Source organism: Rathayibacter sp. AY1E8 (genome assembly GCF_002931415.1).
GTDB lineage: Bacteria > Actinomycetota > Actinomycetes > Actinomycetales > Microbacteriaceae > Rathayibacter.
The window spans coordinates 1-25,032 of sequence record NZ_PSVI01000007.1; the positions used below are offsets into that span (position 1 = coordinate 1).

The following is a 25,032-nucleotide window of genomic DNA, read 5'->3' on the forward strand; positions in this document are numbered from 1 at the left end:
GTGTAGACCACGGCGTTCCCGTCGTCCTGCATCCGGAGGACGTTGCCCCGGCCGCTCCCTGACCGCCTCCGTCGCGGCGCTCGCCGCCACGAGCGCGCTCCTGCTGGGCTCGCTGCCCGCCGCCGCGGTCGAGGCCCCGCCCTCGGCGTCCTCCGCCGTCGCCTCCGCCGCGGTCCTCCGTGCCGGCGAGCAGCTCGCGCGCGGCGAGCGCCTGGTGTCCCCCGACGGCGCCTCCTCCCTCGTGATGCAGACCGACGGCAATGCCGTGGTCTACGCCGCCGGCGGCCGTCCCACCTGGGCCTCGGGCACGCAGGGGCGCGGCGACAGCCTGCGGATGCAGGACGACGGCAACCTCGTCGTGTACGCCGCGGACGGGCGCCCGGTCTGGGCGAGCGGCACGGTGGCCGACCCGGGCGGCGAGCTGCGGATGCAGGACGACGGCAATCTCGTGATCTACCGCCGCAGCGGCTCGGCCGCCTGGGCCAGCAGCATCGGCGGCCGGATCGACGAGCCGCGCACCGACACCCTGCGTCGCGGCAGCACCCTCTACGCGGGGAACCGGCTCGCCACCCCGGGCGGCACCACGGCGGTGATGCAGGCGGACGGCAACCTCGTCGTCTACGGGCAGGGCGGGGCTCTCTGGGCGAGCGGCACCCGCGGCCGGGGCAACGTCCTCCGGATGCAGGACGACGGGAACGCCGTGGTCTACACCGCGGACGGCGCGCCCCTGTGGGCCTCGGACACGTCCGGCGAGCCGGGCGCGACGATGGTCCTCCGCGAGGGCGATCTCCGGATCGCGGACGACTCCGGCGTCCTCTGGAGCAGTGCCGCGCTCGTCGTGCGCGACTCGCTCTCCCCGAGCGGCCTCGTCGTCGCGGGCACGCGGCTGACCTCGGCGAGCGGGCAGTGGCGGGCGGAGATGCAGCGCGACGGCAACTTCGTCGTCTACGGGCCGAGCGGTGCGGACTGGGCGACGAACACCTCCTCCGCCTCCGGTGCCGCCTTCTCGATGAGCTCCGAGGGCCGGCTCGACGTGGCCGACTCCCGGATCCTCTGGCTGCGGTTCCCGAGGATCTCCTTCGGTATCGGCCAGACCGGCGTCGTCGCGCCCTACCGCCTCGTGCTGCAGGACGACGGCCGCCTCGTCGAGTACGACGGCATCGGACGGGCCGTCTGGGCCAGCCGGGGCTGACGCGCGACGCATGATGGAGGGGTGAGCGACCCCGGCGACTTCATCCGCTCGGCCCTGGAGTACGAGGGCGACGTCTGGCGCGCGCAGGACGTGCGCGAGCGCCTGGGATCAGGGCTCGACTCGACGGGCGCCTCGGTCGGGGCGGTCCGCGGCACCGTCCGCGACGCGCTGAGGAAGTTCCGCTCGCTCGAGCACGACGACGTGACCGCCCTCTCCTCCGAGCTGTGGGAGCAGGCGGTGTTCGAGCCGCGGCTGGCGGCCGTCGTGCTGCTGCAGTCCCGAGCCGAGTGGCTGCGCGGCTCCGACCTCACCCGGCTCGAGGGCTTCGTCCGCGACTCCCGCGTGGACGAGCTGAGCGACCCGCTGGCCCGCGACGTCGTCGCTCCGCTCCTGGCCGGGCTGCGCGGTGCGGCGCGGACCCGGGCGGACGCGGTCCTCGACCGCTGGGAGGCGGAGGGCGGGCGCCTGGCGCGCGCGGCCTCCCTGGCGCGGGCCTCGGTCCGGACGGAGCACGGCTGAACGGCCGCTCGGACCGACCGCCCCGCGGAGCCGGGCGCCTGCTCAGGCGGCCCGGTGCTCCTGAGCCGCCGTGCCGTCCGCCACCCGGATCCGCGTGTCGAACTCCAGGCCGGGATCGACCCGGTGCGCGATCAGGACCACCGTCCGCCCCTCGGCGGCGCGGAGCAGATCCCCGAGCAGGGCGTCGGCCACGGGAGCGTCCACCGACGCCGTCGGCTCGTCCAGCACCAGGACGCGGAAGTCGGCCAGGAGTGCGCGTGCGAGGGCGATCCGCTGAGCCTGGCCGCCCGAGACGAGCGAGCCCCGCTCCCCCACCCGCGCGTCGAGCCCGCCGCGTGCAGCAAGCCAGGGGCCGAGCCCGACCCGCTCGAGCACCGCCTCGAGCACGGCGCCATCGGCCTCGGGCCGCGCGAAGAGGAGGTTCTGCCGGATCGTGTCGTCGAAGAGGTACGGCTGCTGCTCCACGAGCCCGACCCGCTTCCGCACCTCCGCCTGCGGCAGCGTGCGCGCCTCGACTCCGCCCAGGAGGTAGCTGCCGGAGTGGTCGAGGAAGCGCACCAGAGCGTGCGCGAGCGTGGTCTTCCCGGACCCGCTGCCGCCGGTGACGAGGACGCGCGCACCCTCCGGCAGGTCGAGCGAGACGCCCCGCAGCGCGGGCGTGTGCGCGCCGGGCCAGCTCACCGACAGGTCGCGCAGGACGATGCCGGCGCCCCGGGGAGCCGGGGCATCCGGGTCCACGTCCGCGTCGGTCGCGAGCGCCGGCGACGCCGCCTCGGCGTCCAGATCGGCCAGGCGCTGAGCGCTCGAGAGCGCGGTGCGCGCCGCCTGCACGGCGAGCGGCGCGGCGGCGGCGACCTCGAAGACCGCGAGCGGCACGAGCGCGACGACTCCCAGCGCCGGACCGCCGAGGTCGCCGATCGCCGGGATCCCGAGCGCGAGGCCCGCCCAGACCGCACCGCCCGAGCAGAGGGCGAGGACGGCCGCGGCCAGTCCGGCGGAGGCCGCCCGCCGACGCGCCGCCCGGGCGAGCGACTCCTCCGCGCGTGCCACGTCCGCCAGAGCGTCACCCGCCGCATCGAAGGCGATGAGCACGTCGAGGCGGGTGACCAGCAGGTTGAGGCGCTCGGCGAGCTCCCCGCGCAGCGGCGCCAGCTCGCGATCCGCCTGCGCGGAGAGCCGGCCGGCGCCCAGGGCCCCACCGGCGAAGGCGAGGACCAGCAGCGCCAGCAGCACGGCGCCCATCGCCGGCAGCAGCAGCCAGACGCCGACCACCGAGACCGCAGCGACCAGCGCCGCGACGACCAGCGGCTGCACGACGCGCAGCGGCACGTCCTGCTGGGCGTCGACGTCCGCCACCACCCGGGAGACCAGGTCGCCACGGCGAACGCGGCCCAGCCCGTCCGGCGCGACCGGCACCAGGCGCTCGTAGACGCCCGACCGGAGCTCCGCGAGCGCGCGGAAGGCGGCGTCGTGGCCGGTCAGCCGCTCGAGGTAGCGGAAGAAGGCCCGCGCCAGCGCGAAGGCCCGCACGCCCACGACGGCCATGGAGAGGAACAGGATCGGCGGCTGCTCGGCCGCGCGGACGATCAGCCAGGCGGAGCAGGCCAGCAGCGCCACGACGGCGGAGGAGGAGAGCAGCCCGAAGGACAGACCCGGCAGGAAGCGGCGCGGCCCGGGCATCGCGGCGCGGAGGACGTCGGAGCGGTTCACCTCGCGACCGCCTCCGCCGGCGCCAAGGCGATCACGGCGTCGGCCGCCGCGACGGTCGCGGGCCGGTGGCTGGCGACGACGACGATCGTCCCGCTCTCCGCCAGCGTCCGGAGTCCGGCGAGCAGCGCCCGCTCGGACTCCTCGTCGAGGGCGGCGGTCGGCTCGTCCAGGGCCAGCACCGCGCACCCGCGCTCGAGCAGGCGGTGCACGGCGCGGGCGACGGCGACGCGGGCGCTCTGCCCGCCCGAGAGGCCCGTCCCCTCGGCGTCGAGCCGGCGCTCGGGGTCCACGTCGACGGCGGCGATCGCCAGGGCCCGCCGCACGCGCTCGGGGTCCGGCGAGAGTGCTCCGAGCCCGACGGCGGAGGCGACGCTCCCCGGGAGCAGGTCGGGCCGCTGGCCCGCCCAGGCGAGCGTCGACCGCAGATCCGCGACCGGCGACCCGCCGAGCAGCAGCGTGCCCGAGAAGGGCACGAAGCCCGCGAGCGCGGCGAGCAGCGTCGACTTCCCCGACCCGCTGGGCCCGATCACCACGGTGATCGACCCGACGGGGAGCACCGCGTCGACAGGAGCGAGCGTCCGCCCGCGTCCGTCGTCGACCGCGAGACCCCGCAGCTCGAGCGCCCCCGTCGCCGCCGGAGCCGTCCCGCGAGGGGGCAGCGCCGCCGCGCGCTCGAGGACGGCGAAGGTGCGGTCCGCAGCCTGCACCCCGTCGGCCGCCGCATGGAACTCGGCACCGACCTGGCGCACCGGCAGGAACACGTCCGGCGCCAGCACCAGGACGAACAGCCCGACGGCCAGCCCCAGCGAGCCGTCGACGAGCCGCAGCCCGATCGAGACGGCGACCAGTGCGACCGAGAGCGAGCCGGCGAGCTCCAGCACGAAGCCGCTGACGAAGGTCACCCGCAGCACCTTCATCGTGTGCACGCGGTAGTCCTCGGTCAGCGCGCGGATCCGCGTCGCCTGCCGCTCGGCCCGCCCGAAGATCTTGAGCGTCGCGAGGCCGCCGACGGTGTCGACGAAGCCGGACGCGAGGGCCTGCAGCCGCTCCCACTGCCGTGCCTGCACGGCCTGGGTCGCCCAGCCGATCAGCACCATGAACACCGGGATGAGCGGCAGGGTCACCACCAGGAACACCGCGCTGAGCGGATCGGCGAGGAAGACCACGAGCGTCAGGAGCGGCGTCGCCACCGCGGTGGCGATCAGCTGCGGGAGGTAGCGGACGAAGTAGCCGTCGAGGGAGTCCAGTCCGCCGCCCAGCAGCGCGACGACCCCGCCCGAGCCCCCTTCGGAGCGGCCCGCCGGGCCGAGCTCGACCAGTGCGGCGAGGACCGCCTGCCGCAGCTGCGCCTTCGCTCCTGCTCCTCCGCGCACCGCGTTCACCTCGGTCGCCCAGGCGAGAGCCGCCCGCGCCGCGACGACCGCGAGCAGGGCGGCCAGCAGCGGCGCGAGGTCGTCGGCGCTCCTCCCGTCGACCGCACCGGCCACCAGCTGCGCCACCAGCCACGCGAAGGCGACGATCGCCAGGGTCCTGGCCAGCGCGAGCGCCCCGCCGAGCAGGAGGAACACGCGGGCCGCCCGGGCGTAGCGGAGCAGGCGCGGATCGAGGGGCTTCACGTCAGTGGGCGTCGACCGGGATGTGCGCGCGGCTGATGCGCTTGCGGAAGATCCAGTAGGTCCAGGCCTGGTAGCCGACGATGAGCGGCACGAACACCAGGGCGGTCCAACTCATGACCGTCAGCGTATAGGGCGTGCTGGAGGCGTTCTCGATCGTCAGCCCGTAGGCGGGGACGTTCGAGGCCGGCATCACCGCGGGGAACAGCGTCGCGAAGAGGGCGAGCACGGCGAGCGCGATGGTGCCGGCCAGCAGCGCGAAGGCGCGTCCCTCCCGGCCTCGCGTGATCGCGAGCCAGCCGCCGACGAGGGTCGCGGCCGCGCCCGCCGAGAGCGCCCAGGAGGCGGTGCTCCCCTGGCCGAGGTTGGTCCAGGCCAGGAAGACCGCGGCGACGACCACGGTGAGCAGCCCCGCGCGGGTCGCCAGGCGGCGCGCACGCTCGCGGATCTCCCCCTCCGTCTTCAGGGCGACGAAGACGACTCCGTGCGTGAAGAAGAGCAGGAGGGTCGTCGCTCCGCCCAGCAGGGCGTAGGGGTTCAGCAGGTCCAGGACGGTGCCGGTGAAGTTGTGGTCGGCGTCCATCGGGACGCCCTGCACGATGTTCGCGAAGGCCACGCCCCAGAGGAAGGCGGGCACCGCGGAGCCGACGACGATCATCGTGTCGAAGCGCCGCTTCCACTGCGCCTCCGGACGCTGGTGCCGGTACTCGAACGAGACGCCGCGGGCGATCAGCGCGAGCAGGATGAGCAGAAGCGGCAGGTAGAACCCGCTGAAGAGCGTGGCGTACCACTCCGGGAACGCGGCGAACAGGGCGGCGCCGGCGACGATCACCCACGTCTCGTTCAGGTCCCACACCGGGCCGATCGTGTTGATCAGCACGCGGCGGTCGGTGTCGTCGCGCCCGAGGAACGGGAGCGACATGCCGACGCCGAAGTCGAACCCGTCGAGGACGAAGTAGCCGATGAAGAAGAACGCGACGATCCAGAACCAGAGAACGGCGAGATCCATGAGGGTGCCTCCTAGTAGACGGTGCCGACGAGCTGCGGGCGACCGCTCTCCTCGTCGACCTCGGGAGCGTCGTCGGGGCCGGCCTGCGCGGCCCGCTTGATCAGGCGGAACTCGACCACGGCGAGCGTGCCGTAGATCGCGGTGAAGGCGAGCAGCGATATCAGGACCTCGAGGCCGCTCACTCCGGGCGAGACTCCGTCGGCGGTCTTCAGCAGTCCGAACACGAGCCACGGCTGGCGGCCCATCTCGGTGAAGACCCAGCCCACGATCATCGCCATCAGCGGCAGCGGGGCGGCCCAGATCGCGACCTTCCACATCCACTGCTTCGGCTCGCGGCCCTTCCGGGTGAACCAGAGGCCGGCCGCGGCCACGCCGATGGCCAGGACGCCGAGCGCCATCATCCAGCGGAACGACCAGTAGGTGACCCAGATGATCGGCGTGTAGTCGCCGGGCCCGTAGACCTGGGTGTACTGCGCCTGGAGGTCGTTGATGCCCTCGACCGTGCCGGAGAAGGTGTGCGTCGAGAGGAAGGAGAGCAGGTAGGGGATGCGGATCGAGAACAGCTCGCTCGAGCCGTCCGGCGTGCCCCAGGTGAAGACGGAGAAGGAGGCGTCGACGCCCGTGGAGGTCCTGTAGAGCGCCTCCGCGGCCGCCATCTTCATCGGCTGCGTGTCGACCATCGCGAGGCCCAGCGAGTCGCCGGTGAACAGGGTCAGGCCGCCGCTGACGAGCATCATCCAGGCGCCGAACCTCAGCGCGGGGCGCATGGTCTCGAGGTGCTGGTTCCGCGAGAGGTGGTAGGCCGCGACGCTGATGATGACGGCGGCCGAGACCATGAAGCAGGCGAAGATCGTGTGCGGGAACGCGGCGAGAGCGACCTTGTTGGTGAGGAGCGCCCAGATGTCGGTGAGCTCCGCGCGGCCCTTGGTCTCGTTGATGCGGAAGCCGACCGGGTTCTGCATGAACGCGTTCGCGGCGATGATGAAGTAGGCCGAGAGCGTGGTGCCGAGCGTGGTCAGCCAGATGGTGGCCAGGTGCAGCTTCTCGGGCAGCTTGTCCCAGCCGAAGATCCAGAGGCCGATGAAGGTCGCCTCGAGGAAGAAGGCGAGCAGGCCCTCGAACGCCAGCGGCGCCCCGAAGACGTCGCCGACGAAGCGGGAGTAGTCGCTCCAGTTCATCCCGAACTGGAACTCCTGGACGATCCCGGTCACGACGCCCATCGCGAAGTTGATCAGGAAGAGCTTCCCGAAGAACTTCGTCAGCTGCAGGTAGTGCACCTTCCCGGTGCGCACCCAGCAGGTCTGGAAGATCGCGACGGTGAGCGCCATGCCGATCGTGAGCGGCACGAACAGGAAGTGGTAGATCGTCGTCAGACCGAACTGCCATCTCGACAGCAGGAGCGGGTCCAGGAGTTCGTTCACAGCTCCGAGAGTAGGTCGGCGGATGGGGTTCGACGGCCTTCGATCCCAGTACTGGGGCGGATGTGCGGCCTTCCGCGAGCTCCTGGCGGCACCCTTTCCGGGGTGGCCCCGGACGCCCCTCCGAGCGCTCCCGCCGACCGGTCACTCGACGTCGAGACAGTCCCTCTCGACGTCGAGGGAGTCCCCCGCGCGGCGACTGCCGAGCGGGGCTCGCCTCCGTCGGACCCGCCGCCGCAGCCCTCTCGACGCCGAGCGATCAGACAGGAGGAGAATCGCTGAGATTTCTTTTCACGGACCTCCAGCGAAATCCCAGGCGCACATCCGCGAGACCGGCCGTGGGAATCCGTTCACTGCGCGACGCCATCGACGGACTCGCCCGGTGAAGAGACTCCCGTAGCCGATGCCGATGTGCCGTCGGCGGGCGCCCCGCGGTCAGCCGGCGTCGACGCGCGAGCGGGAGCCGGAGAACCAGGCGGGCGCCTGGAAGCCGTACTTCAGCACGGGCAGGTCGCGGGTGAGGCGCCAGTAGCCCAGTGCTGCCGCGACGCCGATCCCGCAGACCAGGAGCGGCACGACCGGCCCGATGACGTCGAGCCAGCGCTCTCCGTCGAAGAGCAGCAGGGCGCTCGTGGCGAGCGAGACGAAGAGGACGTGCACCACGTACACCGGGAGCGTGTTGCGGCCGATGAAGGTGATCCAGCCCGCGCCGCGCCGGTTCGAGAGGAAGCGGGCGACCACGAGCCCGGCGAGGACCGCCAGCACGCTCACCAGGACCAGCCCGATCGTCAGCAGCGGGAAGCGGGCGCGGACGGCGAGGATCACGCCGGCGAGCACGAGGAACAGCACGCCGAAGCCGACTCCGCTGAGGATCCCGCGGCGCTCCACGAACGCGATCACCGCGTTCCGCAGGTACAGGCCGAGCAGGAAGAACATCAGGTAGCGGGCCATGCCGTCCCAGGCGATGTTCCCGGTGCCCTCGGAGGTGCTGGAGCGGACGGCGTACCAGACCACGGCGATCGCGGTCGCGATGCCGATCTGCACCCGCCAGTCGATCCGGCCCTGCGCGAGCTTGGCGGCCACGAAGAAGATCGTGAGCGCGTAGAGGAACCAGAGCCCGTTGTGCGGCATCACCGGCTGGAGGAGCAGCGCGAGCGGGTCGGACTCGTCGGTGCCGCCCGGGTTGGGCACCACCAGGAAGAAGAGGAACCGCACCACGGACCAGAGCAGGAAGGCCCAGACCAGCAGGCTCAGCCGCGAACGCCAGAGCTCCGGCCACGACCGGGTGAGCACGGAGCCGGCGAACAGCCCCGAGGCGAGGAAGAACAGCGGCATCCGGAAGGTGATGAGGAGGAGGTTGATCTCGTTCCACGAGTCGGGGGCGATCCCGGCCGTCGTGGTCCACTGCACGGAGTGGGCCAGGGCGACCAGGATGATCGCGATGCCCTTCGCCGTGTCCACCCAGGTGATGCGTGCGCGTGCCATGAGTCCTCGTCGTGATCGTCCATCGGAAGTCGGCCGGCGGCGACGATGGCGATGGCGATGTGCAAGTGTTGCACGGCTGTGCATCCTCTGTGATGTTCTGCGCGGATCCGATCACGGCGATCCGGTGACGGAGAGACGGCCACCGGGTGCGCGGGTCCTCGGACGGCCTCCTCGTGGACGACGCGCCCCCGCCGATGCCCGAGGATCGAGCCATGACTCGAGCGACGCCCTCCGGCTCCGCCCCCGGCCCCCGCCGCATCCGCCTCCGCCTCCTGGTCGCGCTGCTGGTGCTCGCGCTGGTCCTCGCCGGCGCGGGCATCGCCCTCTCGCTCGCCTCGCGGAGCGGAGGCGCGGGCGCTCCGCTCGCGAGCTCCCCCGACCCCGGCCCCACCTCCTCCGTCGACATGGCCGAGCGCGTCGCCGGTCTCGAGAGGCGCTTCGCCGCCGGGTTCCCGCAGCACAGCATCGTCCTCACTGGCAGCTCCACGATCGGCCGCTGGACGACCTCCAAGGAGGACCTGCGCCCGCTCGAGACCTACAACATCGGGATCGGCGGCACGACCGTCGCCGATCACCTCGCATGGCTGGACCGCATGGTCGCCCCCTTCGATCCCCGCGCCGTGATCGTGTACGTGGGAGCGAACGACATCAGCGGCGAGGAGGGCTCGCGCACCGGCGCCCAGACCGCCGGCGCCGTCGTCGAGTACCTCCAGCGCGTGGAGGAGGTCGCCCCCGACGCCGAGCTGTTCTACGTCGAGATCGCGGAGACGCCCGCCCGCGCCTCCGTCGGCGCCGAGGTCCGCGCCGCCAACACCGCGGTCAGCGCCTACGCCGAGACGGACGACCGCGTCACCTTCGTCCCCACCGCCGACGCGCTCGTCACCTCCGACGGCTCTGTCGACCCCTCCCTCTTCGTCGACGACGGCCTGCACTTCGACGAGGCCGGCTACGCCCGGTTCTCGGAGGCGGTCCGCGCGGTGGTCCTGCCCGCTCTGGAGTGAACCGGCGGGCCGACGCACTGCAGCCCCGCTCGACGTGAGCGGCCCGGGGACACCGCGCCCGGAGCCCCCAGTGTTGACCCTGAAGGGGGACACGGCCCCTCCGCCGCGCGCGCCTATCCTGGCCCCGCGTCATCGCCGACAGCGCCCTCTGCACCGCCGCAGACCGCCGCTCGCTCAGCAGCGCCGACCGTCTCGGAGTCACCGATGCCCCGCTCGAGGATCCGCCCCCGCGGTCTCGCCCTGCTCACCGTCCTGGCGATCACGGCCGCCGCGCTCGTCGCCGGGCCCGCGGGTCCGGCGTCCGCCGCTCCCGTCGTGCCCGCCGGCTTCACCGACTCCCGGGTGGCGGCCGTCCCCGCGCCGACCGCCCTCGCCTTCACGACCGACGGGCGCACCCTCGTCTCCTCGCAGACCGGAGCGATCCGGGTGATCCGCGGAGGCAGCCTTGTCGCCACCCCGGCCCTCGACCTGCGCTCGAAGGTCTGCGCCAACGGCGAGCGCGGCGTGCTCGGCCTCGCGGTCGACCCGGCACCGGGCTCGCGCACCGTCGTCGTCTACTACACGGCGAAGGGCTCCGACTCCTCCTGCCCGACCAACGCCGGCGGCACGGTGAACCCCGCGGGAGCCCCGCGCAACCGCGTCTCCTCGTTCCAGCTCGGCACCGACGACCGCATCGACCCGGCCTCCGAGCGCGTCCTCCTCGACGGCATCTACTCCCCCGCGAGCAACCACAACGGCGGCGACCTCGCCATCGGCAAGGACGGCCTGCTCTACGTCAGCGTCGGCGACGGCGGCTGCGACTACCGCGGCGGGGTCGGCTCGCCGGGCGGCAGCGGCTGCGGCGGCCGGAACGACGCCGCCCGCGACCCGAACATCCTGAACGGCAAGATCCTCCGGATCACCCTCACCGGCGGCGTCCCGGCCGGCAACCCCTACCTGGGCACCGGGACCGCCTCCTGCCGGCTCGCCCCGGCCGCCGAGGGCCTGCGCTGCCGCGAGACCTTCGCGAGCGGCCTGCGCAATCCGTTCCGGATGGCCTTCGACCCGAACGCGACCGGCACCGTCTTCCGCATCAACGACGTGGGCCAGGACGCCTGGGAGGAGATCGACCAGGGCGTCGCCGGCGCCGACTACGGCTGGAACACCCGTGAGGGCCACTGCGCGAAGACCGGCTCGGCCTCGAACTGCGGAGCCGCGGCGCCCGCCGGGCTCACCGACCCGGTCCACGACTACGCGCACAGCAGCGGCTGCGCCTCGATCACGGGCGGCGCCTACGTCCCCCGCGGCGTCTGGCCGGCCGCCTACGACGGCGCGTACCTCTTCGGCGACTACGTGTGCGGGAAGATCCGGACCCTCGGCCGCACCGGCGCGGCCGGCGACCTCGTGACCGGCCTCGGCGGCAGCAGCGCCGTCGCCATGGCCTTCGGCCCCTCGCGCGGGACCCAGGACCTCTTCTACACCAGCTACGCGAACGGCGGCGAGGTCCGGCGCCTCGCCTACACCGCCGCGGCGAACCGCGCCCCGACCGCGGCCCTCACCGCCGCCCCCTCCTCCGGCGCGGCTCCTCTCGCCGCGCGGCTGAACGGCTCGGGCAGCAGCGACCCGGAGGGCAGTGCCCTGACCTACCTGTGGTCGTTCGGCGACGGCACCCCCGACCGCATCACGACCGGCCCGACCTTCACCCACAGCTACGCCGCCGGCAGCTGGACCGCGTCCCTCCGCGTCCGCGATCCGAAGGGAGCCGTCTCCGCCCCCGCGACGACGAGGATCACCTCGGGCGACAGTGCCCCGACGGTGAGCATCACCGCACCCGCCGACGGAGGGATGTTCGTCACGGGCCGGAGCTACGGCCTCCGCGCCACGGCGACCGACGCCGAGGACGGCGTCCTTCCCGCCTCGGCGCTCACCTGGACCGTCCAGCGTCGCCACGCTCAGCACACCCATCCCTTCCTCGGGCCGCTGGCGGGGAACGACCTCTCCTTCGTCGCCCCCGGCCCGGAGGACCTCGCCGCCGCCGCGGACAGCGACCTCCTGATCAGCGTCACGGCGACGGACTCGAGCGGAGTGTCGACGACGGCGACGCGGACGTTCTCCCCACAGAAGGTCTCCGTCACCCTGGCCACCGCTCCCGCCGGCCGGACGGTCGTCGTCAACGGCACCGAGGTCGCCGGAGGCACGACCGTCGTCTCGTGGGCGGGCTCGGCCCTCCAGCTGGAGGTCCCGGACCAGACCGACGCGTCGGGCACGGCCTACCGGTTCTCGTCCTGGTCGGACGGCGGCGCCGCCTCGCACAGCGTCGTCACTCCCGGGAGCAGCACCACGCTGACGGCGACCCTCGTCGCCGCCGGGCTCCCCGGCGCGCCGACCGCGGTCACCGCCACGGCGGGCTCGGACGGCACGGCGACGCTCGCGTGGTCGCCCCCCGCGGGGACCGGTGGCTCGGCGGTCACCGGCTACCGGGTGTCGCGCGACGGGTCCGACACGAGCGGAGCCGGAGCCTGGAGCGCCGTGGTCGCCGCGACCAAGCGCTCGCAGACCTTCACGAAGCTGGTCCCGGGCCGCAGCTACACCCTCTCGGTGCAGGCGGTCACGGCGAACGGCACCGGCCCGGCGGCCTCCGCGCTCGTCGCCGTCCCCTGACCGCTCGGCGTCCACCGGCCTCCCGGGCGCAGCCCTGCCGCCGCCCAGCCGTGCGCCCCTACGATCGAGCCATGCCGAGCATCCGGAGCCGCCGTCGGCCCCAGCCCTTGATCGAATCCGCGGCGGGCGGGGGCGCCCGGTGAACGACACCCTCACCGGGATCCTGGACTTCGTCGTCAGCGTCCCCCCGGTCTGGCGGACGCTCCTCGCCGGACTCGCGATCTTCTTCGAGACCACGATCCTGGCGGGCCTCGTCGTCCCCGGCGACACGATCGTGATCGTCAGCGCGACCGGCGTGACCAGCCCGCTGCAGTTCGCGGCGCTGGCCGTCACGGTCGTCATCGGCGCCCTCTGCGGCGAGTCCGTCGGCTTCTACCTCGGCCGCTGGTTCGGGCCGCGGATCCGCGCGTCGCGCCTGGGACGCCGGCTCGGCGAGAAGAACTGGCTGAAGGCCGAGCGCTACCTCGCGCGGCGCGGCGGGTTCGCCGTGTTCCTCTCGCGATTCCTGCCGGTGCTGCACTCGCTGATCCCGCTGACGGTGGGGATGAGCGGGATGCGCTATCGGACCTTCATGGCCTGGACGATCCCGGCGTGCGTGCTCTGGTCGTCCGCCTACGTCGGCGTCGGCGCGGCCGCGGCGGGCAGCTACCGGGAGCTCTCGGAGAGCCTGCACGGCGCCGGCTACGTCTTCGTGGGCGTCATCGTCGTCTTCGCCCTGCTCGTGCTCCTCGGGAAGAAGCTCCTGAACAGAGCGGAGGCGCGTCACCTCGACGAGTGACGCGCCTCCGGGCGTGGATCCGGGGAGGATCAGTCGACGAGACCCGCCGACTTCAGCCACTCGCCCGCGATCGCGGACGCGGACTTCTGCTCGTTGACGCTCTCGGAGTTGAGGGCGACGAGGTCGTCCGCCGTGAGCTTCGCGCTGACCGCGTTCAGCACCTCGGCCGCGTCGTCCGTGATCTTGCTCGAGACGATCGGCACGACGTTGTCGGCCACGAACAGTCCGTCCGGGTCCTCGAGAGCGACGAGGTCGTTCTTCTGGATGTTCGGGTCGGCCGTGTAGACGTTCGCCAGCTGGATCTGGTCGCTGGTGAGCGCGTCGACGGTGGTCGATCCGCCGCTGTCCTCGATCGCCTGGAAGGTGGTCGTGATGCCGTACTTCGACTGCAGGGTGTCGGGCCCGTAGGGGCGCGTCTGCAGCTCGGAGTTGCCGCCGACCACGATCGGGTCGGTGACGTTCTTGAGCGACGCGATGTCGGTCAGGTCCCACTTGTCGGCGAAGGCCTGGGTGACGGTGTACGAGTTCTGGTCGCTGGCCTCGGCGGCGTCGAGGGCGCGGAGGCCGTCGGGCAGCGCGTCGCCGAGCGCGGAGTACACGTCGTCGGCGGTGGTGGCCGTCGCGTCGGGCTCGAGCGCCTGCAGGAGGCTGCCGTCGTACTCCGGGAAGACGTCGATGGATCCGCTCTCGATCTCGGGCAGGTAGATCTCGCGCTGGCCGATGCGCAGCTGGCGGTCGACGGTGAAGCCGTCGTTCTCCAGCGCCTGCGCGTAGATCTCGGCGAGGATCTCGTTCGAGTAGTAGTCCTGCGAGCCGACCACGATGGTCTCGCTGCCCGCAGTCGCACCCGATCCCTCATCGAGCGGATCGCTCGAGGAACACCCTGCCAGTGCCACGACGGCACCGACCGCGAGTGCGCTGAGCGCGACACGGCCCTTCGTGAAATGTGCTGTGAACATTGCTATTTCCCTTCTTCGATGGGGATTCCCATCACCGCGCGTCGTCGGGGCGACGAGGCGCGGGAACCTGTGCGGCCGGCGGTGCCGGCCAGGCCGAGCACGACTCCGCGCGGCACGGCGAGCCGCTGGAGGAGGGCGAACAGGACCTCGCTGAGGAGCGTCAGCACGATCACCAGGATCGAGCCGGCGAGCATCTGCGGGTAGTCCCCCGACTTCACTCCGCGGAAGATGTACTGCCCGAGGCCGCCGGCGCCGATGTAGTCGGCGAGCGTGGCGGTCGCGATGATCTGCAGCGCCGCCGAGCGGAGCCCGCCGATCAGCAGCGGCAGCCCCAGCGGGATCTCGACCTTCGTCAGGATCTGCCACTCGGTCATGCCCACCGAGCGCGCCGCGTCGACCGTGCGGCGGTCGACCGCCTCGAGCCCGGAGTACGCGCCGGCGAGCACCGACGGGATCGCGAGCACGACGAGGGCGATCACCGGAGCGCCGAGGCCGAGCCCCAGGCTCATCGCCGCGAGGACGAGCACGCCCAGCGTCGGCAGGGCGCGCAGTCCGCCTGCGACCGGCACGGCGATGCCCTTGCCGCGCCCGGTGTGCCCGATCAGGTAGCCGATCGGGATCGCGATCGCGGCCGCGATCACGAGCACCAGCAGGCTGATGCCGACGTGCTGGGCGACACGGGTCGGGATCGCGTAGACCCCGGTCCAATGCGCGGGGTCGGCGATCCAGGCGAAGGCCTCGGCGATGAGGTTCACGACGTCACCGCCCTCTCGACCGCGACCGGTCTGCGCGAGCGGCGCGTGCGGTCCAGAGCCGTCCAGGGCATGAGGAGACGGCCGATCAGCACCAGCAGTCCGTCGAGCACCAGCGCGAGGACGATCGTGAGGACGATGCCCGTGACGATCTCACCGGTGATGCCGCGCTGGAAGCCGTCGGTGAAGAGCAGGCCGAGGCTCTGGATCCCGAGCACCGCGCCGACCGTCACCAGGCTGACCGTGCTGACCGTGACCACGCGCAGGCCCGAGAGCAGGACCGGGCCGGCCAGCGGGAACTCGACCCGCCAGAAGCGCGCCCAGCCGGAGTAGCCCATCGCGGTCGCCGACTGGCGGACGTCGTCCGACACCGCGCCCAGTGCGTCCGAGGTGGTGCGGACCATCAGCGCGACGCCGTAGAGGGTGAGGCCCGTGATCACGTTGGCGGTCGAGCGGAGCGGGATGCCCAGCAGGACCGGCAGCAGGATGAACATGGCCAGCGAGGGGATGGCGTAGAGCACGCCGAGCCCTGTCAGCAGGGTGCCGCGGCTCCAGCGGTAGCGGTTCGCGAACCAGCCGAACGGCAGCGAGACGAGGAAGCTGAGCAGGATCGGCGGGACCGACAGGGCCAGGTGCGCCAGCAGGTTCGCAACGATCGCGTCCGTGTTGTTGACGACCCAGTTCACGCGGCGGGGCCGTCCTGCGCGCGCAGCACTCCGGTCGGACGCCCGTCGCCGTCGACCACGATGCGGGCGCCGTCGCGCTCCTCGATCCGGAGCGAGCGCTTGCCGCGGTCCGCACCGACGAAGCCGGCGACGAACTCGCTCGCGGGGTTCGCCAGGATCTCGGCGGGCGAGCCCTTCTGCGCGATCCGGCCGCCCTTCTCGAGGATGACGACCTGGTCGCCGAGCAGGAACGCCTCGTCGATGTCGTGGGTGACGAAGACCACGGTCTTGTCGAGCTCGTCCTGGAGTCGCAGGGTCTCGCGCTGCAGGTCGGCGCGCACGAGAGGGTCGACCGCGCCGAACGGCTCGTCCATCAGCAGGATGTTCGGGTCGACCGCGAGGCCGCGCGCCACGCCGACGCGCTGCTGCTGGCCGCCGGAGAGCTGGCTGGGGTACCGGGCGGCGAGCGCACGGTCCAGTCCGACCGTGTCCATCAGCTCGAGCGCGCGGGCGTGCGCCTGCTTCTTGGCGACCCCGTTCAGCCGCGGCACGGTCGCGATGTTGTCGATGACCTTGCGGTGCGGCAGGAGGCCGGAGTTCTGCATCACGTAGCCGATGCGGCGGCGGAGCGCGACGGCGGGCAGGGACGAGATGTCCTCGCCGTCGATCTCGATGGTGCCGGAGGTCGGCTCGATCATCCGGTTGATCATGCGGAGGATCGTGGTCTTCCCGCAGCCCGAGGAGCCGACGAAGACGGTCGTCTGCCGGGAGGGCAGCACGAGCGAGAAGTCGTCGACCGCCCGCGTGCCGTCCGGGTACTGCTTGCTGACGTTGCGGAACTCGATCACGAGGCCGCCCGCCGTCCGGCGGTGTGCGCGCCGATCTGTCCCTGGTCCACGACTGTGCCCGCTCTCGCTCCGCGCGTCCGGCCGTTGCACGGCCCGCGGCCCCGAACGGGGCCAGGCGGCAAGGAAAACACCATTAGCAGCCGCCTGCAAACCCGGACCGCGAAGTGTTGCGGGATGTTCCGGGAGCGACTAGGGCATTGACAGCCCTAGCGGGTCAGGACTCCTCGACGGCTCCGTAGTGCGAGGTCATGTAGTGGCGCAGCAGCGAGCGGCTCTCGTCGATGAAGCGCTGGTCGCCGTTGGGGTCGATGAGGAACGCGCGCGTGAGCAGCGCGTCCGCGACCTCGATGGTCACCTCGAGGCGGAAGGACAGCTGCGCGCCGCCCGGGAGGCCGTACTCGGACGCGAGGATCTCGGCGAAGCGGCGGGCGAAGAAGCCGGCCTCGAACGCCTCGCCCGCGACCTCGGGGGCGTGGATCGTGTCGACGAAGCGGATGGAGCGGAAGCCCGGCTCGTTGCGGTGCATCTCGCAGAAGGCGTCGATGGCGCAGTCGACCGCGCCCCACCAGTTGCCCGGGTGGGTGTCGCGGATCTCGGTGATGACGCGGCGGCGGAAGCGCTCGAGGGCCCGCTCGCGCAGCGCCTGGAGGACGGCGATGCGGTCCGGGAAGTAGCGGTAGACCGTGCCGATAGCGGCTCCCGCGCGCTCGGCGACCATCGCCGTGGTCAGGCGGTCGAAGCCGACCTCGTCGACGACGGCGGCCGCCGCGTCGAGCAGCGAGGCGAGACGGGCGGCGCTGCGCACCTGCACCGGCTCGTTGCGGACCTGGGACGATTCACCGAACGGTCGATCGACGAGGTTTCCAAGAGGCACGGCGGGCTCCTTCGGTCGTGGTTCCTACAATCGTACGCACGGCGACCGCCGGTCGGGGTCGTCTCATCGAAAGTCCCTCGTGTTTCGCGCCCCCGGAAGGGCGACGGCTCCGCGGGTCCGATCCACCCGGGAGAAACCATGTGCGGACGCTTCGTCCTCTCGCAGACCACCGCCGACCTGGTGGCGCTCTTCGACATCGACGAGCCGGGCGCCGACCTGCCGGAGCCGTCCTGGAACATCGCGCCGGCCCAGCGGATCGCCGTCGTCGCGGAGTCGATGAAGGGGGTCGAGGAGGGCAGCCCGCCGCGGCGTCGGCTCGCCGGAGCCCGCTGGGGCATGGTGCCCCGCTCCGCCGCCGACCCGTCCGCGGGGCCGCCGCTGTTCAACGCGCGGATCGAGTCCGTCGCCGAGAAGCCCTCGTTCCGCGAGTCCTACGCCTCCCGGCGCGCGATCGTGCCCGCCTCGGGCTGGTACGAGTGGCGGGTCGGCGCGGACGGGGCGAAGGCACCCGTCTACGTCTCGCCGGGCGAGGGCTCGCTCCTCCTGTTCGCCGGTCTCTACGAGTGGTGGCGCTCGGCCCAGCCGGGCTCTCCGTGGCTGCTCTCGGCGACGGTCCTCACCCGCCCCTCCGCCGGGCCGCTCGCCGAGGTGCACGAGCGGATGCCCGTGCTGCTGCAGCCGGAGCTGATCGAGGACTGGCTGGACCCGGCGTCCCCCGGGGACGGCGAGCTGCTGCGCGCGGCCGCCGAGGGCGCGGCCGAGCTGTCCGAGGAGCTCGAGGTGCACGGCGTCGGTGCAGCCGTGGGCTCCGTCTCGGCGAACGGCCCCGAGCTGATCGAGCCCACCGGAGCCTGACGATCGCGTGAGAGCGCGATCCGCGGTCCGGCATCCGGTCTGACAGACTGGGCGGATGCCGCTGACGCCCGAGAGCAAGCCCCTGAGCGCAGGCAAGGCGGAGGTCATGCACCGCGCCGCCCGCCTCGAGGACCGACTCCACTCCTTCCGGATGAGGCGCGTGAAGCGCAAGGGCTACGTCCCGAGGGTCATCCCCTACACCGGCTACGGCTCGACGACGCAGCTGCGCGTCCTGGCCCGCGTCCTCTACACGCGGCCGACCCCTCCCGGGGTCGAGGAGGTCCGCCCCGTCGAGGGCGTGCGCGGCTGGCGGAGCTTCACCAGCGTCTTCGTGAGCGGGGCCGTCGTGACCGTCGAAGCAGACGGGCAGACCCACCGGGTGACGGCCGACCGCGGCGGAGTCGTCGACGCGGACCTCCCGATCACGCTCGAGCCCGGCTGGCACACCATCACCTTCTCGACCGCGGGCTCGAAGCCCGTCGAGGCGCCCGTCTTCATCGTGCGTCCGGAGTCGCGGCTCGGAGTCGTGTCGGACGTGGACGACACGGTGATGGTCACCGCGCTCCCCCGCCCCTTTGTCGCCGCCTGGAACACCTTCGTGCTCGACGAGCACGCCCGGATGCCCACGCCCGGCATGGCGGTCTTCCTCGACCGCTTCGCCCGGCAGTACGAGGGCTCCCCGGTCATCTACCTCTCCACCGGCGCGTGGAACGTCGCCCCGGCGCTCACCCGCTTCCTGTCGCGGCACCTGTACCCGGCCGGAGCGCTCCTCCTTACCGACTGGGGCCCGACGCACGACCGCTGGTTCCGCAGCGGCAAGCAGCACAAGGAGATGAACCTCCGCCGACTCGCGGCCGAGTTCCCGGACGTGCGCTGGCTGCTGGTCGGCGACGACGGGCAGCACGACGAGGAGATCTACTCCGACTTCGCGGACGAGCACCCCGACAAGGTCGCGGCGATCGCGATCCGCCAGCTCTCCACCGGCGAGGCGGTGCTCGCGGGAGGCCGCTCCAAGGCCGAGGACCGCTCCCTGACCAGCGGCACGACCTGGGTCTTCGCGCCCGACGGCGCGGGCATCTCCGAGCAGCTGACGGAGCTCGGCATCCTCTGATCCCGGACCGGCTCCGGGAACGACGGAGCCGTCCGCTCCCCGGGGGGAGGGACGGCTCCGGTCGATCGGCTCGGACTACGCCTGGTGGGCGGCCTGCAGGTCGAGGGTGATGGTGACCTTCTCGCCGATGAGCACGCCACCGGTCTCGAGGGCCGCGTTGTAGGTCAGACCGAAGTCGGTGCGGTCGATGGTGGCCTTGGCGGTGAGGCCGGCCTTGTAGTTGCCGTAGGGGTCGGTGCCGAAGCCGCCGAACTCCACCTCGAAGGTGACGGGCTTGGTGGTGCCCTTGATGGTGAGCTCGCCGTCGACGAGGAAGTCGTCGCCGTTCGGGCGGACGGCGGTCGAGACGAAGTGGATCTCCGGGTACTTCTCGGCCTCGAAGAAGTCGCCGGTGCGGAGGTGGCCGTCGCGGTTGGGCTCGTTGGTGTTGACGGAGGCGACCTCGGCGGTGGCCTCGACCTTGGAGTCGAGCGGGTTCTCGCCGGTGGTGAACGTGGCGGTGAAGCGCTCGAACTTGCCCTTGACCTTGCTGATCATCAGGTGGCGGACGCTGAACGCGACCTCGCTGTGGGTGGGGTCGATGACCCAGGTGCCGGCCTTGTAGCCGGGGATGGTGACGGTGTCGGTCATGGTTTCTCCTCGAGTGTGACGGTCGTCGCGGGGAGAGCGTCCCCGTCCGATGTATGCAAGCGCATCGACGTCGATCAGTATTCCATGTAGCGACAACTATTTCATCCACGTTCCGTCGAAGGATCGGCGGACACCGCGTGAACACGGAGCGCCGCACCCCGGACGGGGGTCGGAGACGCTCCCCGAGCAGTCGTCAGCGGTCGGCGGGAGCCGGGTTGCGGATGCCGAGGAGGGAGACGACGCCCCCGGCCACCAGGAGGGCGGAGGTCGCGACGGCGGCACGGGAGAAGCCCTCGACGTCGAGCGAGTCGCCGACCACGAGCGAGGTCGCGGCGATGGCGACCAGCCCCGCGATGCGCGAGACGGCGTTGTTCACAGCGGAGCCGACTCCGCTGTGCCCGTCCTCCACCGCGCCGAGGATCGTCGAGGTCAGCGGAGCGACCGTCACCGCGAGGCCGAAGCCGAACAGGAGGATGCCCGGCAGCAGCTGCGTGGCGTAGTCGGCGCCCTCGTCGACGAAGGAGAGCAGGAGGAACCCGGCCGCGGCGATCAGCGGTCCGACGCCCATGAAGAGCCGCGGACCGAACCGCGCCGACAGCGACCCGGAGACCTGCGAGAGCAGGAGCAGCAGGATCGTCGGCGGGAGCGTCGCGAGCCCGGCCAGGGTCGCCGAGAAGCCCAGGGTCTGCTGCAGGAACAGGCCCAGCGCGAAGAAGCCGAAGGAGAGCGCTCCGTAGACGAACGCCGTCGAGACGTTGCCGACGGTGAAGTTCCGCGACGCGAAGAGCGACAGCGGCAGCATCGGATGCGCCGCTCGCCGCTCCCACACGACGAACGCGACGAGGGCGGCGACTCCCCCGATCAGGGCGGTCAGCACGAGCGGATGCTGGATCCCGAGTCGCTCCTGCTCGATCAGCGCGAACACCGGCCCTCCCAGGCCGATCACCCCGAGCACCGCGCCGACGCCGTCGATCGGCACCCGGGTCCCCGAGTCGACCGCGCCGAGCCTGCGCAGCAGGACCAGCGTCACCGCGATCGGCAGCAGGTTGAGCGCGAAGACGTACCGCCACGAGCCCGCGTCCACCAGCAGGCCGCCGAGCACGGGCCCGGCGATCGTCGCCGTGCCGGTCCAGGCCGTCCACGCACCGATGGTCCGAGCCTGCGCGGCGCCGTGGACGGTCGCGATGATGAGGGCGAGCGAGCTGGGCACGAGGATCGCGCCGGCGGCACCCTGGAGCATCCGCGCCACGATGAGGACCTCGGCGGTGGGGGCCAGCGCGCACAGCAGCGAGGTGACGCCGAAGCCGATCAGGCCGATGGTCATGCTGCGGGCCCGGCCGATGCGGTCGGCGAGCGAGCCGGCCACGAGGATCAGCGCGCCGAGCGTGATCAGGTACCCGTCGACCACCCACTGCTGCACCGCGAGCCCGCCGCCGAGCTCGCGGGTGATGGCGGGCAGGGCGACGTTGACGACGGTGCCGTCGAGGAAGGCGACGAAGGAGGCGAGGACGGCCACCACGAGCACCGCGCGGCGGCGCGTCTCGGCGGGGTCGGCGGAGGCGGTCATGCTCGGGCTCTGGTCACCCGCTCACCGTACCGGCGGCCGCCGCTCCCGGAGCCGGGAGGGCGGGCATCCGGGCCCCCGAGCGCGGCCGCACGACGGATCCAGACTCGTCGCCTACTCTCGTAGCCATGTCTGCGCAAGGAACCGCCCGCGGCGGCGTGCTCGCCCGGGTCCTCGGGATCGTCGGAGCCAGCCTCGCCGGGGGCCTGCTGATCACGGTCGGGGTCACTCCCGCCCTCGCCGTCACCGGTCTCGCCGAGAACAACCCGATCGGGCTGTTCGAGACGGTGCCCGAGTACCTCGAGCTCGGCCAGCTGGCCCAGAAGACCGAGATCTACGCCAAGCGCACCGACGGCTCGGACGAGCTGCTCGCCTCCTTCTACGCGCAGAACCGCGAGGAGGTGGCCTTCGACCAGGTCAGCCAGTCCGTGAAGGACGCGGCGGTCTCGACCGAGGACCCGCGCTTCTACGACCACGGCGGCGTCGACCTGCAGGGCACGATCCGCGCGGTGCTCAGCAACATCGTCGGCGGGGACCTCCAGGGCGGATCCTCCATCACTCAGCAGTACGTCAAGAACGTCCTCGTGCAGAAGGCGGAGTCGCTGAGCGCGACCGACGAGGCGGCCTCCGAGGCCGCCTACGAGGAGGCGACCGCGACCACTCCGAGCCGCAAGCTCAAGGAGATGAAGCTCGCCGTCGACCTCGAGAAGAAGTACAGCAAGGACGACATCCTCCTCGGCTACCTCAACATCGCGGGCTTCGGCGGCCAGGTCTACGGCATCCAGGCGGCGGCCGAGTACTACTTCTCGACCACCGCGGCCGACCTGAGCCTGGCGCAGGCCGCGAGCCTGATCGCCACGGTCAACAACCCCAACGGCCTCAGGATCGACCAGCCCGAGAACATCCCGGACAACAAGGTCCGCCGCGACTACGTCCTCGACCAGATGCTGCAGGAGGGGAAGATCTCGCAGGCCGACCACGACGCCGCCGTCGCCGAGGAGGTCGTCCCCGCGATCACTCAGACGCCCACGGGCTGCCAGACCGCCGGCAACGCGGCCTTCTTCTGCGACTACATCACCCGCGTCGTCCAGAACGACCCGGCGTTCGGCGACGACGCGGACACCCGCCTCGCGAACTTCCAGCGCGGCGGCTACAAGATCTACACGACGCTCGACCGCGACCTGCAGGACACCGCGGCCAACGCGACGAACAACGCCGTCCCCAAGGTCCCCACCCTCGACACCAACATCGGCAGCGCGACCGTCTCGATGGAGGTCGGCACCGGCCGGATCCTGGCGATGGTGCAGAACAAGGACTACGACGCGGCCGGCGCCGTGAACGGCGCGAACTTCTCCGCCGTCAACTTCAATACCGACACGGCCTACGGCGGCTCCGCCGGGTTCCAGGTCGGATCGACCTACAAGGTGTTCACGCTCGCGCAGTGGCTCGCGAGCGGACGCACCCTGAACGAGACGATCAACGGCCGCGAGCGCACCTTCTCGGGCTTCCCCGCCAGCTGCGCGCCGGGCGGCGAGCTCGACACCTCCTACGAGGTCAACAACGACGACAGCGAGAACGGCAGCTACAGCGTGCTGACCGGCACGATGCAGTCGATCAACACCGTCTACGTCTCGATGGCGCAGCAGCTCGACCTCTGCGCGATCCGCGACCGCGCGGTCGGCTTCGGCGTGAAGGCGGCCGACGGCGGCGAGGTCGACTACAAGCCGTCCGCCGTCCTCGGCTCGGACACGCTCATCTCCCCCCTCTCGATGGTCACCGCCTTCGCCGGCTTCGCCAACAACGGCACCGCCTGCTCCGCGATCGCCATCGACGCGATCACCGACGCGACCGGCGCCGCCGTCCAGCCGCCGACCTCCACCTGCAACCAGGCCCTCAGCCCCGAGCTGACGGCGGTCGCGAACTACGCCCTGCAGCGCGTCGTCACCGGCGGCACGGCCGCCCAGTCCGACCCGGACGACGGCATCGAGCACATCGGCAAGACGGGCACCACCGACAACGCGGAGTCGACCTGGATGGACGGCGCGAGCTCGCGCGTCGCGACCGTGGTCTGGGTGGGCAACATCGACGGCCACACCTCGATGCGCGAGGTCCGCTTCCCGAACTCGGAGCTCGAGAGCCGCCCGTACGCCTCCAACATCCGCCACTACATCTGGAACTCGGTGATGACCCGCGCCGACCAGAAGTACGGCGGAGACGACTTCGAGGAGCCCAGCAGCGCCCTGCTGAACGGCCGCCAGATCGCCGTGCCGACCGTCTCCGGCCGCTCGGTCGACGACGCCACGGAGGCGCTGGAGGACCTCGGCTTCGACGTCGAGGAGGGGGCGACCATCGACTCGTCGCTCCCGGCCGGCGTGGTGGCGGGCACCGACCCGGCCGCGGGCACGACCGTCGCGCGCTACTCCGACATCGCCCTGCTGATCAGCAACGGCTCGCAGGTCCCGGCTCCCGCCACCCAGGCACCGGCTCCGGCTCCGACCGGCACGGGAGTCCCCGCGACCGAGGCTCCCCCGGCGACGCCCACGGCGACCCCGACAGCGACAGCCACGGCGACTCCGACGGCGGAGGTCGAGGAGTGAGCTTCGACGCGGACTTCCTCGGCGTCCCCGCGGGTGCGCCGCGCCTGAGGGTCGAGCGCCCGGTGCGGCTCCTGCCGTACACGCACTTCGAGGTGCTGCTGGATCCGGAGCGGCGCCTGGCCGTCTCGACGGCCGTGAACATCGACGGCGCGCGCCTGGTCGAGCTCGGCCGCGGCGACGACTGGCACCTCGACGACCGCATCCCCGCCTCCGAGCAGACCGGGCCGGAGGTGTACGCCCGCAACGACCTCGACCGGGGCCACCTCGTCCGCCGCCGCGACCCCGTCTGGGGCGACCGGGACGAGGCCGCCGCGGCCAACCGCGACAGCTTCTGCTACACGAACGCCGCGCCCCAGGCGAGCGGCTTCAACCAGTCGCAGGAGCTGTGGCTCGGGCTCGAGACCCTGGTGCTCGAGTACGCGCAGACCTGGCGCACGCGCCTGAGCGTCTTCACCGGGCCCGTGCTCGCGGACGACGACCCGGTCTACCGCGGTACGGGCATCCCCCGCCGCTTCTGGAAGATCGCGGCGTGGAGCCCGGACGGATCGACGCTCGCGACGAGCGCGTACCTGCTCGACCAGAGCGAGCTCGTGGAGCGCGTGCGCGAGGGCCTGGTGCCGCTCGGCGGCTTCAGGACGTTCCAGCTGCCGGTCGCCGCGATCGGCGAGCTGACAGGTCTCGACGTGGACCTCCTCGCCGGGGCCGACGTGCTCGGCTCGGCAGGACTCCGGCCGGAGCCGTGGCGCGAGATCGTCGAGCCGTCCGACGTGGCGAGCGGCCTCCTCCCCCGCTGAGGCTCCGCCGGGGGCAGG

At 72.3% G+C, this 25,032-nt stretch carries 20 protein-coding genes and 1 pseudogene; 9 read left to right on the forward strand and 12 right to left on the reverse strand.

The genetic code is table 11. The annotated features are described in order from the left end of the window. Positions 1 to 1,192 (forward strand): annotated as a pseudogene (locus tag C5C74_RS03220) (hypothetical protein); the annotation flags it as partial. 21 nt (positions 1,193 to 1,213) lie between these two features. Further along, complete coding sequence (locus tag C5C74_RS03225; RefSeq protein ID WP_104225639.1) at positions 1,214 to 1,711, forward strand: DNA alkylation repair protein; 498 nt, start codon at positions 1,214 to 1,216, stop codon at positions 1,709 to 1,711. 42 nt (positions 1,712 to 1,753) lie between these two features. On the opposite strand, the gene cydC is transcribed toward C5C74_RS03225, so the two are convergent. From cydC to C5C74_RS03250, 5 genes are all read right to left on the reverse strand, one after another. Further along, positions 1,754 to 3,421 (reverse strand): thiol reductant ABC exporter subunit CydC, encoded by a 1,668-nt coding sequence (gene cydC, locus C5C74_RS03230; RefSeq protein ID WP_104350973.1) that lies wholly within the window; start codon positions 3,419 to 3,421, stop codon positions 1,754 to 1,756. Next, positions 3,418 to 5,037: a thiol reductant ABC exporter subunit CydD gene (cydD, locus tag C5C74_RS03235; protein WP_104350974.1), complete on the reverse strand. Its 1,620-nt coding sequence runs from the start codon at positions 5,035 to 5,037 to the stop codon at positions 3,418 to 3,420. Before cydD ends, cydC begins: the two co-directional genes overlap by 4 nt. Position 5,038: 1 nt before the next feature. Next, positions 5,039 to 6,043, reverse strand: coding sequence for a cytochrome d ubiquinol oxidase subunit II (gene cydB / locus C5C74_RS03240; RefSeq protein ID WP_104263596.1), 1,005 nt, complete (start codon positions 6,041 to 6,043; stop codon positions 5,039 to 5,041). Positions 6,044 to 6,054: 11 nt separating this feature from the next. Then, a complete protein-coding gene (locus tag C5C74_RS03245; RefSeq protein WP_104223116.1) occupies positions 6,055 to 7,464 on the reverse strand; it encodes a cytochrome ubiquinol oxidase subunit I in 1,410 nt (469 codons plus the stop codon). A 432-nt stretch (positions 7,465 to 7,896) separates the two neighbouring features. Next, a complete protein-coding gene (locus C5C74_RS03250; protein ID WP_104348320.1) occupies positions 7,897 to 8,946 on the reverse strand; it encodes an acyltransferase family protein in 1,050 nt (349 codons plus the stop codon). A gap of 212 nt (positions 8,947 to 9,158) precedes the next feature. On the opposite strand from C5C74_RS03250, the gene C5C74_RS03255 reads away from it, so the two are divergent. The 3 genes from C5C74_RS03255 (at position 9,159) to C5C74_RS03265 (ending at position 13,365) form a co-directional block, all read left to right on the forward strand. Beyond that, positions 9,159 to 9,947, forward strand: a complete 789-nt coding sequence (locus C5C74_RS03255; RefSeq protein ID WP_181134640.1) for a GDSL-type esterase/lipase family protein — start codon at positions 9,159 to 9,161, stop codon at positions 9,945 to 9,947. A gap of 204 nt (positions 9,948 to 10,151) precedes the next feature. Next, a complete protein-coding gene (locus C5C74_RS03260) occupies positions 10,152 to 12,587 on the forward strand; it encodes a PQQ-dependent sugar dehydrogenase (protein ID WP_181134641.1) in 2,436 nt (811 codons plus the stop codon). Between the two features lie 139 nt (positions 12,588 to 12,726). After that, complete coding sequence (locus C5C74_RS03265; RefSeq protein WP_104223112.1) at positions 12,727 to 13,365, forward strand: DedA family protein; 639 nt, start codon at positions 12,727 to 12,729, stop codon at positions 13,363 to 13,365. Positions 13,366 to 13,394: 29 nt separating this feature from the next. On the opposite strand, the gene C5C74_RS03270 is transcribed toward C5C74_RS03265, so the two are convergent. The 5 genes from C5C74_RS03270 to C5C74_RS03290 form a co-directional block, all read right to left on the reverse strand. Further along, positions 13,395 to 14,324 (reverse strand): ABC transporter substrate-binding protein, encoded by a 930-nt coding sequence (locus C5C74_RS03270; RefSeq protein ID WP_104223111.1) that lies wholly within the window; start codon positions 14,322 to 14,324, stop codon positions 13,395 to 13,397. Positions 14,325 to 14,326: 2 nt separating this feature from the next. Continuing rightward, positions 14,327 to 15,079 carry an ABC transporter permease gene (locus C5C74_RS03275; RefSeq protein WP_104350976.1) on the reverse strand — a complete coding sequence of 251 codons (753 nt, stop codon included), beginning with the start codon at positions 15,077 to 15,079 and terminating at the stop codon, positions 14,327 to 14,329. Beyond that, positions 15,076 to 15,762 carry an ABC transporter permease gene (locus C5C74_RS03280; protein WP_104223109.1) on the reverse strand — a complete coding sequence of 229 codons (687 nt, stop codon included), beginning with the start codon at positions 15,760 to 15,762 and terminating at the stop codon, positions 15,076 to 15,078. The genes C5C74_RS03275 and C5C74_RS03280 overlap by 4 nt, the downstream gene beginning before the upstream one ends. Beyond that, complete coding sequence (locus tag C5C74_RS03285) at positions 15,759 to 16,589, reverse strand: ABC transporter ATP-binding protein (RefSeq protein ID WP_104225631.1); 831 nt, start codon at positions 16,587 to 16,589, stop codon at positions 15,759 to 15,761. The genes C5C74_RS03280 and C5C74_RS03285 overlap by 4 nt, the downstream gene beginning before the upstream one ends. Before the next feature lie 214 nt (positions 16,590 to 16,803). Further along, complete coding sequence (locus C5C74_RS03290) at positions 16,804 to 17,463, reverse strand: TetR/AcrR family transcriptional regulator (RefSeq protein ID WP_104223107.1); 660 nt, start codon at positions 17,461 to 17,463, stop codon at positions 16,804 to 16,806. A gap of 138 nt (positions 17,464 to 17,601) precedes the next feature. Here C5C74_RS03290 and C5C74_RS03295 point away from each other — a divergent pair, with 138 nt between their 5' ends. Continuing rightward, a complete protein-coding gene (locus tag C5C74_RS03295) occupies positions 17,602 to 18,318 on the forward strand; it encodes an SOS response-associated peptidase (protein ID WP_104350977.1) in 717 nt (238 codons plus the stop codon). 55 nt (positions 18,319 to 18,373) lie between these two features. Continuing rightward, positions 18,374 to 19,429: an App1 family protein gene (locus tag C5C74_RS03300; protein WP_244230626.1), complete on the forward strand. Its 1,056-nt coding sequence runs from the start codon at positions 18,374 to 18,376 to the stop codon at positions 19,427 to 19,429. Positions 19,430 to 19,504: 75 nt separating this feature from the next. On the opposite strand, the gene C5C74_RS03305 is transcribed toward C5C74_RS03300, so the two are convergent. After that, positions 19,505 to 20,059 carry a YceI family protein gene (locus tag C5C74_RS03305; RefSeq protein WP_104223105.1) on the reverse strand — a complete coding sequence of 185 codons (555 nt, stop codon included), beginning with the start codon at positions 20,057 to 20,059 and terminating at the stop codon, positions 19,505 to 19,507. Between the two features lie 193 nt (positions 20,060 to 20,252). Continuing rightward, positions 20,253 to 21,626: a DHA2 family efflux MFS transporter permease subunit gene (locus C5C74_RS03310; protein WP_104225629.1), complete on the reverse strand. Its 1,374-nt coding sequence runs from the start codon at positions 21,624 to 21,626 to the stop codon at positions 20,253 to 20,255. Between the two features lie 125 nt (positions 21,627 to 21,751). Here C5C74_RS03310 and C5C74_RS03315 point away from each other — a divergent pair, with 125 nt between their 5' ends. Together C5C74_RS03315 and C5C74_RS03320 are read left to right on the forward strand one after the other, a co-directional pair. Continuing rightward, on the forward strand, positions 21,752 to 24,220 hold the full coding sequence (locus C5C74_RS03315) for a transglycosylase domain-containing protein (protein WP_104350978.1): 2,469 nt from the start codon (positions 21,752 to 21,754) through the stop codon (positions 24,218 to 24,220). Next, the gene (locus tag C5C74_RS03320; protein WP_244230625.1) at positions 24,217 to 25,014 is read left to right on the forward strand and encodes a DNA/RNA non-specific endonuclease; all 798 of its coding nucleotides are present in this window, start codon (positions 24,217 to 24,219) and stop codon (positions 25,012 to 25,014) included. The genes C5C74_RS03315 and C5C74_RS03320 overlap by 4 nt, the downstream gene beginning before the upstream one ends. Positions 25,015 to 25,032: the final 18 nt, after the last annotated feature.

Bases quoted from the DNA above. Each gene is read 5' to 3' on its own strand.
- C5C74_RS03295 (WP_104350977.1), top strand. From the start codon at position 17,602: ATGTGCGGACGCTTCGTCCTCTCGCAGACCACCGCCGACCTGGTGGCG.
- C5C74_RS03255 (WP_181134640.1), top strand. From the start codon at position 9,159: ATGACTCGAGCGACGCCCTCCGGCTCCGCCCCCGGCCCCCGCCGCATC.
- C5C74_RS03260 (WP_181134641.1), top strand. From the start codon at position 10,152: ATGCCCCGCTCGAGGATCCGCCCCCGCGGTCTCGCCCTGCTCACCGTC.
- C5C74_RS03270 (WP_104223111.1), bottom strand. From the start codon at position 14,324: ATGTTCACAGCACATTTCACGAAGGGCCGTGTCGCGCTCAGCGCACTC.
- C5C74_RS03305 (WP_104223105.1), bottom strand. From the start codon at position 20,059: ATGACCGACACCGTCACCATCCCCGGCTACAAGGCCGGCACCTGGGTC.
- C5C74_RS03310 (WP_104225629.1), bottom strand. From the start codon at position 21,626: ATGACCGCCTCCGCCGACCCCGCCGAGACGCGCCGCCGCGCGGTGCTC.
- cydB (WP_104263596.1), bottom strand. From the start codon at position 6,043: ATGGATCTCGCCGTTCTCTGGTTCTGGATCGTCGCGTTCTTCTTCATC.
- C5C74_RS03250 (WP_104348320.1), bottom strand. From the start codon at position 8,946: ATGGCACGCGCACGCATCACCTGGGTGGACACGGCGAAGGGCATCGCG.
- C5C74_RS03315 (WP_104350978.1), top strand. From the start codon at position 21,752: ATGTCTGCGCAAGGAACCGCCCGCGGCGGCGTGCTCGCCCGGGTCCTC.
- C5C74_RS03300 (WP_244230626.1), top strand. From the start codon at position 18,374: ATGCCGCTGACGCCCGAGAGCAAGCCCCTGAGCGCAGGCAAGGCGGAG.